Source organism: Pseudomonas koreensis (genome assembly GCF_025447595.1).
GTDB lineage: Bacteria > Pseudomonadota > Gammaproteobacteria > Pseudomonadales > Pseudomonadaceae > Aquipseudomonas > Aquipseudomonas koreensis_H.
On sequence record NZ_JAOEJU010000038.1, the window covers coordinates 1 to 18,241 of the forward strand.

Genomic DNA, 18,241 nt, shown 5'->3' on the forward strand with positions numbered 1-18,241 from the left:
GAACTCAGAAGTGAAACGATGCATCGCCGATGGTAGTGTGGGGTTTCCCCATGTGAGAGTAGGTCATCGTCAAGATTGTATTCCGAAACCCCTGTCTGCTAACGCAGACAGGGGTTTTGTCGTTTCAGTCCCCATAAAAGTCTGAGCTTCAAACCGCTCTTCGTGCTTTGCTGCTCCTACGAGCCTGCCATTTGCGCCACCAGATGTAGACGCCAGTCCCCGACAATCCCGCAATCAAAATACCCAATACCGCGATCATCACTTGTCCGGTGAAGCCTATGATTCGTCCCCCATGTATCGGCAACTGCAACCGATAAAACCGTTCTCCCAGTGTCCCTTCTCCTGCGATCTCCTGCTCCAGTAATCGTCCGTCAGTACCGTGGAAGAACAACCAGGATTTTCCGTGGGCCTCGGTGTCATGCTGGCCAAACCCCGCACCGTAGAAGTTGTACTCAAAGCTGTAATACAACTCGCCGATCGCCGCTGTCAGCCCCAACCTTTTCCCCTCCTGCTGTGCCCTTTCGTATGCCTGTTGATAACTCAATCGGATGATCCCCAACTCTTCGGCAGGCATTCGTCCTCGAGCCTCATACACGCTCGGTTCAATCGAAGAAAACAACGACACCACCGGTTTAAAGACCTGACTCGGCAGGTTCATCGCCACGCTGCTGACGGCTATCGGCAGCAATAACAACCACAGCCACAAGCCCCCCGCCCGATGCAGATCGAAGTTGAGTCGATAGGCATGCCCGCCCTTGATCTTCCAGGCGTTCGACCACTTCTTCCAGAACGGTTTACCCCGCGGCAACGTCAGCCAGAGGGCGATGAAGCAATCGATCACCCAGGCGATGGCCACCAATCCCATCAACAGCAAACCCCAGTTCCCGGGCAGCGTCAGGTTGTAGTGGAACTCAAGAATGAAAGGAATGAAGTTCTCACGCTGGAAACAGCACTCGCCCCAGTAACGCTGACCTTTTTGCTCTGTGCTGACCGGGTCGAGGTAGAACACTTCATTGCGTTCTTTAAACGGTTCGCCCGTCGCCGGATCATTTCGCGGAACCGCCGCCAGCAATGCCGTGTGGCCGACCTCATTCGGGTACTCCATGTACCAGACCTGCAACTTCGGATGGGCCGATTGCACCGCATCAACCAGCTCACCTGGCGGTAGTCTCGCCCCCTCGGCCGATGCTGCGTAAAACTCAGGATTCAACCACTCATCCAGCTCATGGTTGAACGCCAGAATGCTCCCGGTGATCCCGGCCAGCAGCAAAAACACCGCCGTGGCCAACCCGATATACCGGTGCAATAAAACCAAAAACGAACGCATGAAAATTCTCCTACAGATACGACAAAGCCAGCCCCTGAAATCAGGGGCTGGCTTTTTTATGCACAAGACAAAGGCTTAGAACTGGTAACTGACCGTGGCGGCGACGTTGCGCTCTTCGCCCATGTAGCAGAAGTCCAGACTGGCGCAGGAGGCTACGTAGGATTCGTTGGTCAGATTGTTCGCATTCAAACGTACGTCGACGCCCTTCAAACCGACCTTGCCGAGGTCATAACCGATCGATGCGTCGAACAATGTGTAGGACGGCACCTTCATGGTGTTCTCTGCATCCGCCCAGCTATAGCCGACATAACGCACACCTCCGCCCAATCGCAGGCCATCAAGCGCCGCGCTGTCGAACTTGTAGTCGGCCCACAAGGACGCCATGTGCCGCGGTGCCTGGGTTGGCGAGTTGCCCTTGTTCTCGATCACATTGGTCGGAGTGCTCAGGGTGCTGGTCATCGACTTCGAGTATTCAATGTCGGTGAAGGTATAGCTGCCGAGCACTTTCAGGTTATCGGTCAACTGCATGTGCGCTTCCAGTTCCAGCCCTTGAGAGCGGACAGCGCCTACAGCGCGATAGAAGTTTTCCTGCGGCAATTTGGTCGCCAGGTTCTCCTGATCGATGCGGAACAAGGAGGCGGTGAACAGATTGTCGGTGCCCGGCGGCTGATACTTCATGCCCATTTCCCACTGCGTTCCATCGGTCGGTGCGAGCGGATTGCCGGCGCTGTCAGCGTAGGAATTCGGGTTGAACGACTCGGAATAGCTGACGTACGGAGCGAGCCCGTTATCGAACAGATACAGCGCGCCTGCACGGCCAGTGAGCTTGGTGCGTCGATCATTGATCTCGGTGCCAACCGGACGGCCCGCTTCGGCGATGCGGTTTTCATCGGAGGTTTCCACCCAGTCCTGGCGCAGGCCCAGGGAGAAGCGCCACTTGTCCATCTCGACCAGATCCTGCAGGTAAACGCCGGTCTGCTCCAGGCGCCGCAGGTAGCTGGTTTCGCCGTACGGCGTGATAGCGGAATTGCCATACACCGGGTTGAACGCGTTGATCGGCGCCAGGCCGCCACTGGTCCAGTCGACCACGGTTTTGCGTCGCTGGTAATCCGCCCCCATCAGCACCGTGTGCTTGGTCGCGCCAGTGAAAAATTCGGCCTGGAGCATGTTGTCGACGATGAACGCGTGCAGACGCTCGTCACCGCCGGTGTAGTAGCGATTCAGTTCGTTGCTGGTCGGCGACGTCCAGCCATAGGCGTACACCTGATCCATATTCACTTTGGAGTCGAGGTAGCGGAAGTTCTGTCGCGCGGTGAAGACGTCGTTGAAGCGGTGTTCGAACTGGTAACCGAACGACTGCTGATCACGGGAGTAACCGTCGATACCCGGCTCGCCTTCGAAGAAGTGCGGCGAGATGCGATTGCCGTTGCGCTGATGAATCGTGCCGTCAGCCGGCACGCCGCCGTGGTAGCCGCCATCCGGGTCATGCTGCAGATACGCTTGTAGGGTCAGCGACGTGTCTTCGCTGAAATCGATGCTGACGGTCGGCGCGAGGGCGAAGCGCTTTTCCTTGTTGTGGTCGAATTGCGTGTCGGACTGATCCGTCAATCCAGTCAGACGATAGGCGATACGCTTGTCGTCATCGACCGGTCCGCTGAAGTCAAAACCGACACCGCGCTGGCCCTGAGTGCCGACCGTGGCCTGTACCTGGTGATAGGCCTCGTACAGCGGTTTCTTGCTGGTCAGCGCCACCAGACCACCCGGTGAGCTACGGCCGTAGAGCACCGACGACGGGCCCTTCAGAATATCGACGCGCTCGAGGAAATACGGATCGACCTGCATCGTGCTGTAGGTGCCGCTGTCGCCCATCGATTTGAGGCCGTCGAGGTAGATGTTATCCACCGAACCATCGTTGAAGCCGCGCATCGCCACGTAGTCGTAACGGTGCGTGGCGCCGTAAGGATTGGTCAGCACACCGGGGGTGTAACGCATGGCCTGGGACACTGTTTGCGAGCCCTGGTCATCCATTTGCTCGCGGGTGACCACGGACACGCTTTGCGAAGTTTCCAGCAGCGCGGTACTGGTTTTGGTGGCGATCTGGCTGTGCGTCGCGTTGTAGCCGTCCATGCTGCCCAGTGCGTTGCCGAGGGCGAAGCCTTTGATGTCGGTGGTCGGCAGGGCCAGTGCTTCGGTTTCTGCGACGGCGCGCAACACATAGCTGCTGCCGTCCTGGCTGATCGCCTCCAGGCCCGAGCCACCGAGCAAGTGGCTCAGGGCCTGGTCGGTCGAATAATCGCCCTGCACACCCGGTGACTGCCGGCCCTGGGTCTGCTGTGGCGTCATCGACAACGTGATGCCCGCCTGACGCGCGAACAGGTTGAGCGCATCGCCCAGCGGCCCGGCGGCGATGTTGTAGCGGTGGCTGCTGACTTCGCTGGCATTGGCCGCCATGCTCAGGCTCGGCAACACGCCAACACCCAGTGCGGTAGAAAACAGCGCCACCCGAACGGCGTGGCGCAACAGGCCCGATTCGGCAGAGAAATTCAGAGGGTTCTTACAGGTAACGCGCGCAGTCATTGTAGGTTTCCGTAGGCAGTCGCGAAGGCTGAGTTGAAGTGCTTACTGACTAAGCCGGACTTGCCGCGAAAACCCGCCAAAATAATTTCAGACCACAGACTCCAGCGTCACCCACCAACGGGTGCGGTAGCGCACCTGCACCGGCAGGGTCTGCGGCAGGATCGCCAGTAGCCTGTCGGTGTCCTCAAGACGGAACACGCCGGACAGGCGTAGATCCGCAATGTCCGACGCACAGCTCAGAAACCCCTGACGATACCGGCCGACTTCGCCGAGGAAGTCGCCCAGCCGCATGTTGCGAGTCACGATCAACCCGTCGACCCAGGCCCCGGCGTCCATGTCCAATGGCGGCGCGGGACGAATTTGATGGTGATCGATCAGATAGCTCTGACCGGCGATGGCCTCCGTCGAGTTGCCAGCGGAGTGAATCGCGACCCGGCCACTGGTGACGCTCAGGCGCGTGCAGCCCTCTTCCTCGCGCAGAATGAATCGCGCCTTGAACGGCTCGTAACTGCCATGACGGCTCTGCACCCGCAGCGGTCGATCAAATGGCGCGCCTTCATCGGCACCGCCACAGGTGACGATGATTTCGCCACGGGTCAGTTTGATCAGCCGCTGTTGTGCGGTGTAATCGAGATCCACGCTGCTGGCTGTGTTGAGTTCGATCCGCGTGCCGTCCGGCAACTGGAAACCACGGCGCTCGCCGGTGGCGGTGGCGTAATCCGCGCTCCATTGCTGCCAGGCCGATGTATCTCTGGCCAGCCATGCGGCGGAGCCCATCAACAGCGCGCCGGACAACAGCTTCAATGCCTGGCGTCGACCCATCCCCTGCGCACTGTTTTCCAGCGTGTTGAACGCCACCTGCGCACCGGGTACGGCGCGCAGATTGTGGGTCAGTTCGGCTTGCAGAGACTGCACCCGTTGCCAGGCCAGTTCGTGATCATGGTGCTCGGCGCGCCATTGTTCGCACTGGCGATTCAGGCGTGGATTGCCATGGTTGTTGCGCAGACGCAGGAGCCAGTGAATGGCCTGTCGGACCACCTGCTGCGGTGGCTCGGCGCGTCGGCCAAGCGAGAGGTTGTCCACCGGCATCAGTTTTCGTACCGCAACACGTAGCAGTGAAACAGGGCGTCGGCGACGTAGCGTTCTACCGAGCGCAGGGACAGTCCCATCTGCTCGGCGATCTGCTTGTGGGTCAAACCTTCGCACTGCGCCAGCAGAAATGCCTGACGCACTTTCGGCTTCAAGCCTTCAAGCATGCGGGCAATGCCTTCGAGCAGTTCGATCACCAATGCGCGGGATTCGGCACTCGGGGTTTCGGCTTCAGGCAAATGGGCGATGGTTTCCAGATAGGCGCGTTCAATTTCTTCACGGCGCCAATGATCGATCACCAAACCCCGGGCAACCGTGCGCAAGAATGCGCGAGGTGCCTTGAGCTCCAGACGCTCGGTGCGTTGCAGCAAGCGCACGAACGTGTCCTGAGCCAGATCCGCCGCATCGGCGGCATTGCCCAGCCGCGCGCGCAACCAGCTGTTGAGCCAGCCGTGATGACTACTGTAAAGCGCCTGTACTGCAAACTCAGGTGAGGACATGAACGCGACAGCCCGAACGTCACAAATGATAATTAGTCGCATTGTCATCAAGGGTTACAGAATTTGCAACCGGCGCTGCAAAACAGTCATCAAAAAATGACAGGCGAACGCTCTGGCACGCCGTTCGGCGGGAATCTGGCAGAAATGCCGTCCATTTCCTACAAAGCCCTAAGTTTTCTCCCAAGCGTGCCGACAGACTGGTGAGACATGCGTGCACCAAAGTAGAGCAGCCATCAGAACGCTGCCTGCGCTGTACATGGAATGTTGCATCCGGAACGCATCCCCACTTTTGGCATAAGAAGTCCCATGAAATGAATCTCAAGTTCAGCCATAAAATCCTGTTGGCCGCCTCGGGCGTCGTGGTCCTGGCGTTCGCGCTGTTCACTTTGTACAACGACTATCTGCAGCGAAACACCATTCGCCAGAACCTCCAGTCCTCGGTCCAGCAGGCCGGCGACCTGACCGCCAGCAGTGTGCAGAACTGGATGAGCGGGCGGATTCTGGTGCTGGAAAACCTCGCGCAGAACGTCGCACATCAAGGCAAGAACGCCGACTTCCCGGGTCTGGTCGATCAACCGGCCTTCACCTCGAACTTCCAGTTCACTTACGTCGGCCAGGCCAACGGTGTGTTCACCCAGCGCCCGGACGCGAAGATGCCGGACGGCTACGATCCGCGTCAGCGCCCGTGGTACAAGCAGGCCGTGGCCGCTGACCAGACCATGCTGACCCCGCCATACATGGCCGCCGTTGGCGGTCTGGTGGTGACCATCGCCATGCCGGTGAAAAAGAACGGCGAGCTGCTTGGTGTCGTGGGCGGTGACCTGAGCCTGGAAACCTTGGTGAAGATCATCAACTCGGTGGACTTCGGCGGCCTGGGTCACGCGTTCCTGGTCAGCGGGGACGGTCAGGTAATCGTCAGCCCGGACAAAGATCAGGTGATGAAGAACCTCAAGGACATCTACCCGAACGCCGATGTGCGTATCCAGAAGGGTAACCAGAACGTGGTGCTCAACGGCCAGGAACGCATCCTGTCGTTCACCCCGGTCACCGGTCTGCCGAATGCCGAGTGGTACATCGGTCTGTCGATCGACCGCGACAAGGCCTACGCCGCACTCAGCCAGTTCCGTACCTCGGCACTGATCGCGATGTTCGTCGCAGTGGGTGCGATTGCGGTGTTCCTGAGCCTGCTGATCACCGTCCTGATGCGTCCGCTGATCACCATGGGCCGTGCGATGCAGGACATCGCCCAGGGTGAAGGCGACCTGACTCGTCGTCTGGTGGTGGAAAGCAAGGACGAGTTCGGAGAGTTGGGCAGTTCGTTCAACCAGTTCGTGGAGCGGATTCACGCCTCCATTTCCGAAGTGTCTTCCGCGACTCGCCACGTACACGACCTGTCGCAACGGGTGATGGCATCGTCCAACGCCTCGATCATCGGTTCCGACGAGCAAAGCGCGCGCACCAACAGTGTCGCTGCCGCGATCAATCAACTGGGTGCCGCCACCCAGGAAATCGCCCGCAACGCCGCCGATGCTTCGCAACACGCCAGCGGCGCGAGCGAGCAGGCCGATGACGGTCGTCAGGTGGTCGAGCAAACGATTCAGGCGATGACCGAGCTGTCGCAGAAGATCAGCCTGTCGTGCACCCAGATCGAAACCCTGAATGCGAGCACCGACAACATCGGCCACATTCTCGATGTGATCAAAGGCATCTCCCAACAGACCAACCTGCTGGCGCTCAACGCGGCCATCGAAGCGGCCCGTGCCGGTGAAGCCGGTCGCGGTTTTGCGGTGGTGGCGGACGAGGTGCGCAACCTCGCTCACCGCACCCAGGAATCGGCGGAAGAGATCCACAAGATGATCACCTCGCTGCAGGTCGGTTCCCGTGAAGCGGTGACCACCATGAACGCCAGTCAGGCGTCCAGCGAAGAGAGCGTTGAAGTGGCGAACCAGGCCGGTCTGCGTCTGGTCAGCGTGACTCAGCGCATCGGCGAAATCGACGGCATGAACCAGTCGGTGGCAGCGGCTACCGAAGAGCAGACCGCCGTGGTGGAAACCCTCAACGTCGACGTCAATCAGATCAACCTGCTGAACCAGCAGAGCGTGGCCAACCTCAATGAAACGTTGAAGGATTGCGATGCGTTGTCGCAGCAGGCCAACCGTTTGAAACAACTGGTCGACAGCTTCAAGATCTGATCGCTTGCGGTCAAAAAACAGCCCGCTGCGGAGTGATCCGCAGCGGGTTTTTTCATGCCTTACACAAACAGCTTCAGCACATTGCCCATCGCATCATCGGCGAACCTCTGCACGAAATCCTTGAACCCTGGCAGCGCCTCGGGACCGCCGCTTGCCGGCTCGGCAATGATCGTCCAGGTCGCCCGCGACTTGCCCGCGCCCAGCGATTCCACATTCATCGCCGCCCACAGGTTGGCCACGCCCAAGGTGTTGTAGATCGTGGTCCAGGTCATGCTCAGCGCCTGGTCGTCCCGGGAGTTGAGTTGCTCGACCACCACGTTGCCATCCTTGAAGAATTTCTTGCGCAGGGAAGACACGCCTTCGCCGGTCATTTCGATGTGCGACAGCGCCGGAATGAAACGGTCGAAGCCGTCGAATTTGCCCACTACTGCCCACACTTGCTTGGTGTCCACCGGCACTTCCACCGAAGACACGACGTGGCAGCCGTGAGGGTTTTTGATCAGGGTGTCGGGTTGAAGATTGCTCATGGTGTTGCTCCTTGGTTGATGAGTCAGATGAAGTTGATTTCTTTCAGGTAGTCGCAGCCGCGACGTAGCAGCGCCGGGGATTTTTCCGGGTAGTGCGCGCCCATCTGCTGCACGCCGGCCTGGGCATTGGCGTGGCCGATCAGGGAGATGTCGCCGATGTCTTCCTCGAAGCCGTTGAGGTAGAAACCGAGTACGCCGAACAGCGCGTTGTCGGCATCGACCCGGCCCAGTTGCTGTTGCCAGTCGGCGACGCTGACCAGCGAGAACTCGCTGCCGGTTTCGCGGAACGACGCGACGTAGGCATCCCAGCTCAGGGGCTCCGGGTTGTGCAGGTTGAACACCGCCCGTTCGGCCGAATAACGGCTGGCGTGGAAGGCGATGAAACGGGCGAGAAAATCCACCGGCATCAGGTCGAAATTCAGTGCGAAGGCCGGCACCTGACCGAGCTGGATCGAGCCCTTGAGCATCAGCATCAAACGGTTCTTGTGCGGCTGGCAGACGCCACTGAGGCTGTTGAAACTGATGTTGCCGGGCCGATACAGATTGACCCGCACCCCACGCTCTCGGGCCCGTTCGAGGATGCGTTCGCCGACCCATTTCGACAGGTTGTAGCCGTTGCGGATGTAGATCGGCGGCGTCGGTGCGGCGGGCAGTTCCAGCACCCGGCCTGCGTCGTCGACGGTGCTGGAGGCGGACAGTGTCGAGACGAAATTGAACACCTTCTTGCTGCGCCCTTCGCACAGCCGCAGCAGTTCGAAAATCGGCTCGACGTTGTCCGCCGCCAGCGACTCGTAGTCGAGCACGTGATTTACGTTGGCGGCGTTGTGCACCAGCGCGCCGAACTCACGATCCAGTCGCACGAAGTCTTCATCGGACAGGCCCAGTTGCGGTCGGGTGATGTCTGCCGAATAGACCCGCACCCGACTCAGGTCCAGATGCTCCAGCCGGTTCTCTCGCAACGATTGGGCAAAACGCTGCGCCGCCGTTTGTCCACCGCCGTCGCGCACCAGACACGCCACTTCGCTGGCGCCCCATCCCAGCAACGCCTCGACGATGTGCACACCGACAAAACTGTTGGCGCCGGTGACGATCACCTTGTGCACATCGCCCATGCGGCTGATCGGCAGCGCCTCGATTTCCAGCGCTCGCTCGGCGTCGGCCATCGCCTGGGCGCTGAGTACCGCGCTGTCATCGGTGCCGCGCACCAGCGTGGCGAGCTTGGTGATGGTCGGCAGTTCGATGAAGCGGTTGATCGAAATGCTGCGGCCAAATTCCTCCCGCAGACGCAGGAGCATGCGCGACAGCAGAATCGAGTGACCGCCGAGATTGAAGAAGCTTTCGTCGGTGGAAATGTCGCTGGTCGGCAGCTCCAGCAACTCGGCCCAGATCTCCAGCAGCAGCGCTTCGTCGGCGTTGGCCGGCAGGCATTTGGGGCCGCTGTCCTGCACGCTGACCGGCAGCTCCAGCAGGGCCTTGCGGTCGACTTTGCCGTTGGCGGCGAATGGCATGTTCGGCAGTTCCGTCCATGCCACCGGTTGCATGTAGTCGGGTAAAAACTGCTGCGCATGAGCTTTCAAAGACTCGCGCGCGGCATCCGATTGCGGCTGGGCGAGGAACGCCAGAATTCGCCGCTGACTGTCGATCACCACCGCGATTTGCCGATACAGCTGACTCTCGCGCAGGCACCGCTCGATCTCTTCCGGCTCGACCCGGAAGCCGCGGATTTTCACCTGATTGTCGCGGCGTCCGCACAGCTCGATGCCATCCTCGCCCCACTTGGCCATGTCGCCGCTGCGGTAGGCGCGCAGACGCTGGCCGTCCGGCAATTCCAGATCCAGATAGCGCTCCGATGTCTGCTGTGGATTGTTCAGATAACCCAGGCATACGCCAGGGCCGACGATGAACAGTTCGCCGACGGTTTGCTCCGGCACCGGTTGCAGATCGTCGTCGAGGATCAGTACCTGACTGTTGGCAATCGGCCCGCCGAGGGTGCGATTGCTGTCGCCCGGTTGCAGTTGCCGCGCGGTGATCAGCACCGTGGCTTCGGTGGGGCCGTAGAGGTTGTGCAGCTTGCCCTGGCGCGTCAGTTGCTCGATCACGAACGGCTCGCAGACGTCGCCGCCGGTCATGATCTGCCCGACGCTTTGCAGTTGCTCCAGCGGCAGGATGCTCAACAGCGCCGGCGGCAGGAACGCGTGGGTCAGTTGCCGGCGGCGAATCAGCGCCACCAGTTGCAGCGGGTCGCGGCGCTGGTTGTCGTCGGGCACCACCAGCTCCGCGCCTTCGAGCAGGGTCGGGAAGATGTCGATCAGCGACGAGTCAAAACTCAGGGACGAGAACTGCAGCACCCGGCTCTCTGCGCGCAACTGCACGTAATCGGCGTACCAAGCGGTGAAGTGTGCGAGGTTCGCCTGACTGAGCAGCACACCCTTCGGATGGCCGGTGGTGCCCGAGGTGTAGAGCGCCATGCAGGGTGAGTCGAGCTCGGGCCGGTGAAGCATCAACGGTTGCGACAGATCGACGTCGGTGCTGTCGATGCGACAGACATCCAGCCCCGGCATCGAACCGCTCAGCGGATGTTCGCCGTCGTGCAGCAACAACACCGCCCCGGCGTTTTCCAGAATGTACTGCTGACGCTGAAGCGGATGGCTCGGCTCCAGCGGCAGGTACACCGCGCCACTGCCGAGAATTGCCAGGATCGAAGCAAACAGCGCATCGCATTTCGGCAGGCAAATCCCCACCACCCACGGTCGTGGTTGTGTCTCCAGCATTGCCAGCAACCGCTGCTGGATCGCCCGGCTGTGATCATGCAACTGGCGATAACTGATCGACTGCTCGGCAAGGTGCAGCGCCGGACGCTCCGCGTGTTCGATCAGACTCCGTTGCAGCCGCTCGATGACCGGGATCTGCGCCCGTTGCAGCAAGGCCGGATGGGCCGTGGCATTGAGGCGATGGGCATAAGCCAGGCTGTCGAGAAACAGCAAGTTTTCCACCTGCTCGAAGTCCGGCGCACGGGCCGCTGTCGCGTGCTGGAAATACTCGGCATCGCGAGAGAAACGGCTGACCAGCAGCGCCACTTCGTCCACCACCTGCGCCAATGTTCGCTGGCGCAGGGCCTGACCGTTGCCGGACGGTTCGTCGGCGATGGGTACGCGGCTCAGCAGCGTCGAATTACAGAGGCAAAGCAGATCGAGAACCGGCAGTCCGCCGATGCCCGTTGCACCGATGCCCAGGCGCAAGGTCAGGTGCGGTGTCACGCCGTGATCCTGCGGCGCAAGACTGCCGTCATCGATCACCAGATCCACCGACGGAGCAGTCTCTGTCAGCAATGAATGACCGTGTTGTTCGAGCTCCTGCGCCAGGTCGGTCAAGGCCTGGCTGCGGCCCCTCAGCAAAATGTCGAGACGTCTCATGTCAGCCTCCTTGTCAAACCAGGTAGTCGCGCAGGGCGTGCTGCACGCACGGTGTGTCGAGCAGCGAACTGTTGTGAAAAAACCGCACGATGTTGCCCACAAGCGGATGGTGACGATTGATCGGGAAGGCCAGCCCGGCCATCTCGTCTTTCAGTGCGCGGCGGGTGGCATCGTTGACTGGCAGGGCGTCGATCAGGCGCAGGTCGAAGGACTTCTGGATGTCGTTGGTCAGGTAATGGCCGATGAACACCGGCAGGATCTGCGCGATGCATTCGCGATCCGTATCGCTCGCGGTGTGCCAGTAGATGCGCACCATCCGCGCCCAGAAACTCGAGTGCCGGCCCTCGTCCAGCAAGTGGTCGGCCATCAGGCCCTTGATCGACGGCTTGACCGTGTCGTCCCGGGCGAACGCCGCGACATCGCCGGTCACGGTGTTCTCGGCGATGGCGACGCAGATCAGCTCCACGGCACTGCGCAGATGGTCCGGGGCCAGTTCGACGGCGGCCGGAATCGCCCGGCTCAGTTCGATTTCATTCGGCAGCTCGATCGGCTCGATGCCGGTCATGGCCACGGTCTGCTGCATGAAATCCATTGCCACCAGCGCGTGGTAATCCTCGTCCACCACCACGGTCATGGCGTCGTAGCGACAGGCGAACGGGAAGGCCACGGCGAAGCGGTTCTTGGCGATGCTGCGGGCGGTTTTGTCGACGATCTCGGTCTCGAAAATCACCACGTCGTTGATGAATTTGTACAGCGTCTGCACGAGGGCGAAATCACGCTGTTCCGGGCATTCGCGCAGGAAGGTTTCGCTGAGCACCAACGGCTGGCGGCTGAGCGGATAGATCAGCCGCGCGTCGTCCTCCAGCACGCGGCGTGGCCGGGTGCGAATGGTCGCGCGGCTTTCCCAGGCGTCGGCGAAAGACTGGTAGTCGGCGGCATTCATTGGGCCACCTCCGCCAGCGGTTCGCGCATGCTCAGGCGCAGGCCGTCCCACAGGGCGATGCGGCTTTCCACGGCGGCGATGGCGCTGGCGTAGACCTCGGCTTCGCGCTGCGGATCGCCGTCCACCAGTCGATCCAGCAGTTGCTCGGCGGCGGGGCCGTGGTCTTCGGAGTCGACCTCGATGTGCCGCTCCAGGTAGTAACGGAAGGTCGGCGCCTGTTCGACACCGATGCCCCAGGCATCGAGCATGCGCTGGAACATGGTCGGGATCACGCTCTCGCGACCGTGCAGGAATGCGGCGGCCACGCTGTGCCCCGGCGCATGCAGTGCGGTTTGCAAAGTGTCGCGGACGAATCGCGCCGCCGCCGGATCAACCTCGACGCTTTGCAGGGCGACGTCGTAACTCACGCCTTCCTGCTGCAGCGTCACGAAGCGCTCCACCGCTGTCGTGTCCGCACCGACTTCGCGCATCGCATCGAGGTACAGTTCGAAGTGACTGTAATGCCCGTGTGACAGCCGGTCGTCCGATTCTTCCCCGAGCACGATTTCGTTGATCAGTCTGGCTGCGTGTGGATCCCGTGGCGGCAACCACGGCAGACGCGTGCAAGTCAGTTCCTGCTGCAGTCGCTTGGTCAGCGACATGAAGTCCCAGACAGCAAATACATGGGACTCCATGAACCGGCGCAATGTCGCCAAAGAATCGATTTCGGAGAAGATCGGATGAACGCTGAGTTCGGCTTTCTTTAGTGTAAGTTGCTCTTTAGTTGGCATGGTTGCGAGACTCTGGCTAATAGGGAAGTAGGGATTGCCCAATCAATTGCTAATAACGTTGAACAAGTTTCTCCAGGCGAACGACAGCCTCATTCGGTTTCGATGAAAGCAGGCAATGTCTGAAGGGCCCAAAACTACAGCGGACGGTCAAGCCGTCGCAATCGAGGCCGTAGTGCACGGTTGCGCCGGGCTTGTCATTTCGGATCCAAACTCGGCGAAGAAAAACTAATACATCGCAAAACAACTTAACAAGTTTATTTTTAATTATTTTTAGTTGGCTGTTTTTGAAGTATGAGTGGGCCTGATAAAACTTATAAGCTAAGTTTTATTTGGGCGTAGTTGCTCCTTTCGGCGTTTAGCGGCCAAAATTGAACGACAAGAGTGAATGCCTCACTCGAAGCAACTTTCCAATTGAGTAATTGAATGAATATGAGGGGATGAAGTCGGGCTGTAACGGCGCCGTTTCTTCCTGTTCCCGTGACAAGGCTCCTTCCGTAGGTTCCTGGTGCGGGGACTGCTGCCGGGGCGGCGCGTCCCCGTTCTATATTGGGTTGGCGATCCAAGGGTGCGCGTAAATCGGCGCCGCGGCTATCGTCGAAAATGACTTCCTTGCGGTGCAAATTCCGGGCTGTTCAAAGCAGGGGGGAGGTTAGAGCGCAGGCGTCGATGTGCCACGGCAAATGACCGTGACCGGTGGGGGGATTTGTAAGCGGGTTATTCGCCGGGTGAGTGGAGGCTCACCCGGGAGGGAGGATTCAGCGCGCCGCTTTGCGGCTTTGGCCGGCGGAGCTGGCGAGGTAACGGGTGATCACCTCGACACCGCGATTGAGGTGCTGCTCCAGCAGTGTCACGGCGTGCGTGGTGTCACGCTCTTTCACGGCCTGCAACAACGCGCGGTGATCGTCCTGGGAGAGTTTGCCCAGGCCCATGGCCTCGAGGTTGAAGCGCAGGAAGCGTTCTTCTTCGTTCAGGCCGTCTTCCACCAGCCGCAACAGCCGGCCATTGGGCGCCTTGCTGTAGAGCGCCATGTGAAACAGACGGTTGAGCCGACCGATTTCGGTGTAGTCGTGTTCGATTTCCAGCTCTTCGATGTAGCCGGCCGCGCGTTCGTGATCGGCCGGGGTCAGCAGCGGGATCGACTGGCGCAGCGCTTCGGACTCCAGCAGGATGCGCAGCTCGTAGGTTTGCGTTGCATCGCCCTGGATCAGCGGCGCCACCACGGCGCCCTTGTGCGCAATCACGCTGAGCAGGCCCTGAGCCTCGAGCTGACGCAATGCTTCGCGCACCGGCATGCGGCTGACACCGAACAGGTCGGCCAGATCCTGCTGGCGCACGGCAGTGCCACAGGGCAGGCGCCCGTCGAGAATCGCGGCGCGCAGGGTTTCTTCGATGACCGAGCGGGCCAGGTGGGCGGGAATCGGGCCATCGACTTTGATGCTGTGGAGTGGCTTGGGCTTCTGGGTCACAACTGCACACCCTATGACTGCGATATTTGGATCCAAAGGACACTAGTGATTGCTCTACAGGTTGTCAAACCGTGTAGAAGAACCCTGTCACATCTGAAGTTTAGCGCGCCAGCGATGATCTCAGGGTGCCATTGTTTTTTGCTGGGCTAACCTTCACCATCAAGCGCTTTCCTCTCTGCCCTGGATGCCTTGCATTGGCGGTACGTTTCGCAATCCCACGGATTGCGCGCTGGCTTGCCTGCGCGCTGCTGCTGGCCGGCATCATGCTGGGCGGCCTGCATGCCGATTGGGATTTTTCCGCGATCAGCCGCAAGGCCACGGCACTGTACGGGCCGTTGGGCGCCGGGCAACAGCGGATCGATGCCTGGCAGAATCTGCTGGCCACGCAGAAGCAGGTCAGCGAGATGGAAAAGCTCAAAGTGGTGAACCTGTTTTTCAACAAACAGATGCGCTACGTCGAAGACATCGATCTGTGGCACGAGGTCGATTATTGGGAAACCCCCATCGAAGCCTTGTGGAAAGGCGCCGGCGACTGCGAAGACTACGCGATTGCCAAGTATTTCAGCCTGCGCCACCTCGGTGTGGCCAGTGACAAGTTGCGCATCACCTACGTCAAGGCGCTGCGCCAGAACCGCGCGCACATGGTCCTGACTTACTATTCCAGCCCTGACGCCATGCCACTGGTGCTCGACAGCCTGATCGACCCGATCAAGCCGGCCGCCGAGCGAACCGATTTGCTGCCGGTCTACTCTTTCAATGCCGAAGGGTTGTATCTGCCGGGCGCCAAGGGCAACAAGAAGGTCGGTGACACCAAACGCCTGTCACGCTGGCAGGATGTGTTGAAGAAAATGCAGGCCGAAGGATTTCCGGTCGAGACGACTAACTAGGAGCACGCGCTCAGATGTCTTTGTTCAAACAGCTGTTGATCGCTATCTGTCTGTTCCTGGTGGTCGCCTTCACCGGCAGCTTCATGGTCAGTCTGGAGAGCTCGCGCACCCAGTACGTCAACCAGTTGCGCTCCCATGCCCAGGATGCGGCCACGGCGCTGGCGCTGTCGTTGACGCCGAACATCGATGACCCGGCGATGGTCGAGCTGCTGGTCAGTTCGATCTTCGACAGCGGTTATTACTCGAGCATCCGCGTGGTCGATCTGAAGACCGACCAGACCATCGTCGAGCGCAACGGCATTCCGGCGGTCACCAACGTGCCGGACTGGTTCGTCAAACTGATTGGCCTGGAGCCGGCCGGTGGCGATGCGCTGGTCAGCCGTGGCTGGGAGCAGGCGGCGCGTGTCGAGGTGGTCAGCCATCCGATGTTCGCTTTGGCCAAACTCTGGCAGAGCGCACTCGGCAGCCTGGGCTGGTTGCTGGTCTGCGGCGCGGTGAGTGCGGTGCTGGGCGCGCTGTTGCTGCGTCGGCAATTGAAGCCGCTGGATTACATGGTCAAGCAATCCCACGCCATCGCCCGCCGCGAATTCCTCAGCTTGCCGGATCTGCCGCGCACGCCTGAATTGCGCCGTGTGGTGCTGGCGATGAACCAGATGGTCGAGAAGCTCAAGGCACTGTTTCAGGAGCAGGCCGAGCGCAGTGAAAAACTGCGCACCGAGTCGTATCAGGACAACCTCACGGGGCTGGCCAACCGGCGTTATTTCGAGATGCAGCTGAATGCGCGGGTGAGCAACCCGGAGCAGGCCAGCTCCGGTTATCTGCTGCTGTTGCGGGTCAAGGATCTGGCCGGGCTGAACCAGCGTCTTGGCGGTCAACGCACCGATGAGTTGTTGAAAGCGGTCGGTCAGCAACTGTCCCGCGAGTGCGCCAAATACCCGGAAACCCAGAACCTCGTCACCCGGATTCGTGGTGGTGAATTCGCCGTGCTGGCGCCGGGACTGACCCGCGAAGAGGCGCTGCAACTGGCGCAGAGCCTCGACAGTGCGCTGAGCAGCCTGCATGCGACAGGCGCCACCGATGTGGCCGCCGTGGCTTCTATCGGCCTGGCGCCGTTCGCTCACGGCGACTCGCCGCAAGCAGTTCTGAGCCTCGGCGATCAGGCGCTGGCCCAGGCCGAGGGGCAGGGCGAGCAGAACTGGGCGTGCCTTGATCAGAGCCTGGTGGCGGACGTCGGTGATGATCACCACGCTTGGCACCGCTTGCTGGATCAGGCGCTGAACCAGCGACGTTTCGAGCTGTTCTTCCAGCCGGTGGTGGCGGCGCAGGACACGCAACTGGTGCTGCATTACAAGGTGCTGTCGCGCCTGCTGGACGAGCAGGGCCAGACCATTCCCGCCGGACGCTTCTTGCCATGGCTTGAACGTTTCGGCTGGACCGCGCGGCTGGACCGGTTGATGCTCGAGCGGGTGCTGGAGCAGATGGCCGGCCATGAAGAGTCCCTGGCGCTGAACCTGTCTTCGGCGACCTTGGCCGATCCGCAGGCGTTGAACAAAGTGTTCGAGATTCTGCGGGCGCATTCCAACCTCGGCGCACGCCTGACCCTGGAAATCGGCGAGGAACAATTGCCGGAACAAGCGGTGCTGGAACAGCTGACCCGCCGTCTGCGCGAGCTCGGATTCTCCCTGAGCCTGCAGCGCTTTGGTGGGCGCTTCAGCATGATCGGCAACCTGGCGCGGCTGGGGCTGGCGTACCTGAAGATCGATGGCAGCTACATCCGGGCGATCGATCAGGAAAGCGACAAGCGCCTGTTCATCGAAGCGATCCAGCGTGCGGCGCACAGCATCGATCTGCCGCTGATTGCCGAGCGGGTCGAGACGGAAGGGGAGTTGTCGGTGATTCGCGAGATGGGGTTGTATGGGGTTCAGGGGCAGTTGTTCGGTGAGCCCAAGCCCTGGCGTTAAGGCTGTAGAATTGCGTCGCCGCTAAGGCTGCCTTCGCGAGCAAGCTCGCTCCCACATTGGGTATACATACCTCCTGTGGGAGCGAGCTTGCTCGCGAAGGGGCCCGTCCAGTCACCGAAGATCCTGGATCAGATCAACCCACCCTCATCCTCATCAATCAACTGACTCAACCCACCCAACGCTTCCCGCGCCTGCGTCCGGTCCATCAACTTGGCCTGGGCCGCCGGCGGCAGGTCGGTGACGCGGATCACGCCTTTGCTGGTCAGTACCTGAATCAGGTCGTCGAGTACCCGGATCATTTCCAGGTCGCTCTGCTTGAGCTGTTTGAGGCTGTTCTCCACGGCTTCGTTGGCGTACCAGGCCTGGATCTCGTGGTGGTCGGCCGGCAGCGTTTCCGTGGCCTCGGCGTAGGCCGCAGCTTCCACGCGAATCAACTGACCTTGCGCATCGCGTTGCACGTAAAACATTGAGCATCCCTCGGAAATGGACCAGCGTCATGCTGTCAGCAGCATAGCCAACTGCGCGCGAGTATGCGGTGCGCCGACGAAATCGTCACCGGTTCAAGCGCCGCAAACGTGACGGCCGCCCC

Annotated in this window: 13 protein-coding genes and 1 rRNA gene; 4 read left to right on the forward strand and 10 right to left on the reverse strand. The window is 60.7% G+C overall.

Translation table 11 applies throughout. From position 1 onward, the window contains the following. A 5S ribosomal RNA gene (rrf, locus tag N8H71_RS29000) occupies window positions 1-75 on the forward strand; the annotation flags it as partial. A gap of 73 nt (window positions 76-148) precedes the next feature. Here rrf and N8H71_RS27830 read toward each other — a convergent pair. The 4 genes from N8H71_RS27830 to N8H71_RS27845 all read right to left on the reverse strand — a co-directional run bounded on the left by N8H71_RS27830 (window position 149) and on the right by N8H71_RS27845 (window position 5,493). Further along, window positions 149-1,327, reverse strand: coding sequence for a PepSY-associated TM helix domain-containing protein (locus N8H71_RS27830; RefSeq protein WP_262196438.1), 1,179 nt, complete (start codon window positions 1,325-1,327; stop codon window positions 149-151). Between the two features lie 75 nt (window positions 1,328-1,402). Next, window positions 1,403-3,904: a TonB-dependent siderophore receptor gene (locus N8H71_RS27835; RefSeq protein WP_262196439.1), complete on the reverse strand. Its 2,502-nt coding sequence runs from the start codon at window positions 3,902-3,904 to the stop codon at window positions 1,403-1,405. Between the two features lie 87 nt (window positions 3,905-3,991). Then, window positions 3,992-4,993, reverse strand: a complete 1,002-nt coding sequence (locus N8H71_RS27840; RefSeq protein WP_262196440.1) for a FecR domain-containing protein — start codon at window positions 4,991-4,993, stop codon at window positions 3,992-3,994. Next, window positions 4,993-5,493: a sigma-70 family RNA polymerase sigma factor gene (locus N8H71_RS27845; RefSeq protein ID WP_236191955.1), complete on the reverse strand. Its 501-nt coding sequence runs from the start codon at window positions 5,491-5,493 to the stop codon at window positions 4,993-4,995. The genes N8H71_RS27840 and N8H71_RS27845 overlap by 1 nt, the downstream gene beginning before the upstream one ends. A gap of 311 nt (window positions 5,494-5,804) precedes the next feature. Here N8H71_RS27845 and N8H71_RS27850 point away from each other — a divergent pair, with 311 nt between their 5' ends. Continuing rightward, a complete protein-coding gene (locus N8H71_RS27850) occupies window positions 5,805-7,685 on the forward strand; it encodes a methyl-accepting chemotaxis protein (RefSeq protein WP_085712595.1) in 1,881 nt (626 codons plus the stop codon). Between the two features lie 59 nt (window positions 7,686-7,744). On the opposite strand, the gene N8H71_RS27855 is transcribed toward N8H71_RS27850, so the two are convergent. The 5 genes from N8H71_RS27855 to N8H71_RS27875 form a co-directional block, all read right to left on the reverse strand. Further along, on the reverse strand, window positions 7,745-8,212 hold the full coding sequence (locus N8H71_RS27855; RefSeq protein WP_262196441.1) for an SRPBCC family protein: 468 nt from the start codon (window positions 8,210-8,212) through the stop codon (window positions 7,745-7,747). A gap of 23 nt (window positions 8,213-8,235) precedes the next feature. Then, window positions 8,236-11,625, reverse strand: coding sequence for a non-ribosomal peptide synthetase (locus tag N8H71_RS27860; protein WP_262196442.1), 3,390 nt, complete (start codon window positions 11,623-11,625; stop codon window positions 8,236-8,238). 13 nt (window positions 11,626-11,638) lie between these two features. Next, a complete protein-coding gene (locus N8H71_RS27865) occupies window positions 11,639-12,568 on the reverse strand; it encodes a diiron oxygenase (protein WP_262196443.1) in 930 nt (309 codons plus the stop codon). Further along, complete coding sequence (locus N8H71_RS27870) at window positions 12,565-13,338, reverse strand: DUF3050 domain-containing protein (protein WP_115076083.1); 774 nt, start codon at window positions 13,336-13,338, stop codon at window positions 12,565-12,567. The genes N8H71_RS27865 and N8H71_RS27870 overlap by 4 nt, the downstream gene beginning before the upstream one ends. A gap of 755 nt (window positions 13,339-14,093) precedes the next feature. Beyond that, window positions 14,094-14,804, reverse strand: coding sequence for a GntR family transcriptional regulator (locus N8H71_RS27875; protein ID WP_262196444.1), 711 nt, complete (start codon window positions 14,802-14,804; stop codon window positions 14,094-14,096). A 194-nt stretch (window positions 14,805-14,998) separates the two neighbouring features. On the opposite strand from N8H71_RS27875, the gene lapG reads away from it, so the two are divergent. Together lapG and lapD are read left to right on the forward strand one after the other, a co-directional pair. Further along, window positions 14,999-15,691, forward strand: a complete 693-nt coding sequence (lapG, locus tag N8H71_RS27880; protein WP_007960234.1) for a cysteine protease LapG — start codon at window positions 14,999-15,001, stop codon at window positions 15,689-15,691. Window positions 15,692-15,705: 14 nt separating this feature from the next. Next, complete coding sequence (lapD, locus tag N8H71_RS27885) at window positions 15,706-17,652, forward strand: cyclic di-GMP receptor LapD (protein WP_262196445.1); 1,947 nt, start codon at window positions 15,706-15,708, stop codon at window positions 17,650-17,652. A 128-nt stretch (window positions 17,653-17,780) separates the two neighbouring features. Here lapD and N8H71_RS27890 read toward each other — a convergent pair whose 3' ends face one another. Next, entirely contained in the window at window positions 17,781-18,119 is a 339-nt protein-coding gene (locus N8H71_RS27890; RefSeq protein WP_007960236.1) for a hypothetical protein, read from the reverse strand. Between the last annotated feature and the right edge of the window lie 122 nt (window positions 18,120-18,241).

Bases quoted from the DNA above. Each gene is read 5' to 3' on its own strand.
- N8H71_RS27830 (WP_262196438.1), bottom strand. From the start codon at position 1,327: ATGCGTTCGTTTTTGGTTTTATTGCACCGGTATATCGGGTTGGCCACG.
- N8H71_RS27835 (WP_262196439.1), bottom strand. From the start codon at position 3,904: ATGACTGCGCGCGTTACCTGTAAGAACCCTCTGAATTTCTCTGCCGAA.
- N8H71_RS27840 (WP_262196440.1), bottom strand. From the start codon at position 4,993: ATGCCGGTGGACAACCTCTCGCTTGGCCGACGCGCCGAGCCACCGCAG.
- N8H71_RS27845 (WP_236191955.1), bottom strand. From the start codon at position 5,493: ATGTCCTCACCTGAGTTTGCAGTACAGGCGCTTTACAGTAGTCATCAC.
- N8H71_RS27850 (WP_085712595.1), top strand. From the start codon at position 5,805: ATGAATCTCAAGTTCAGCCATAAAATCCTGTTGGCCGCCTCGGGCGTC.
- N8H71_RS27855 (WP_262196441.1), bottom strand. From the start codon at position 8,212: ATGAGCAATCTTCAACCCGACACCCTGATCAAAAACCCTCACGGCTGC.
- N8H71_RS27860 (WP_262196442.1), bottom strand. From the start codon at position 11,625: ATGAGACGTCTCGACATTTTGCTGAGGGGCCGCAGCCAGGCCTTGACC.
- N8H71_RS27865 (WP_262196443.1), bottom strand. From the start codon at position 12,568: ATGAATGCCGCCGACTACCAGTCTTTCGCCGACGCCTGGGAAAGCCGC.
- N8H71_RS27870 (WP_115076083.1), bottom strand. From the start codon at position 13,338: ATGCCAACTAAAGAGCAACTTACACTAAAGAAAGCCGAACTCAGCGTT.
- lapD (WP_262196445.1), top strand. From the start codon at position 15,706: ATGTCTTTGTTCAAACAGCTGTTGATCGCTATCTGTCTGTTCCTGGTG.
- N8H71_RS27890 (WP_007960236.1), bottom strand. From the start codon at position 18,119: ATGTTTTACGTGCAACGCGATGCGCAAGGTCAGTTGATTCGCGTGGAA.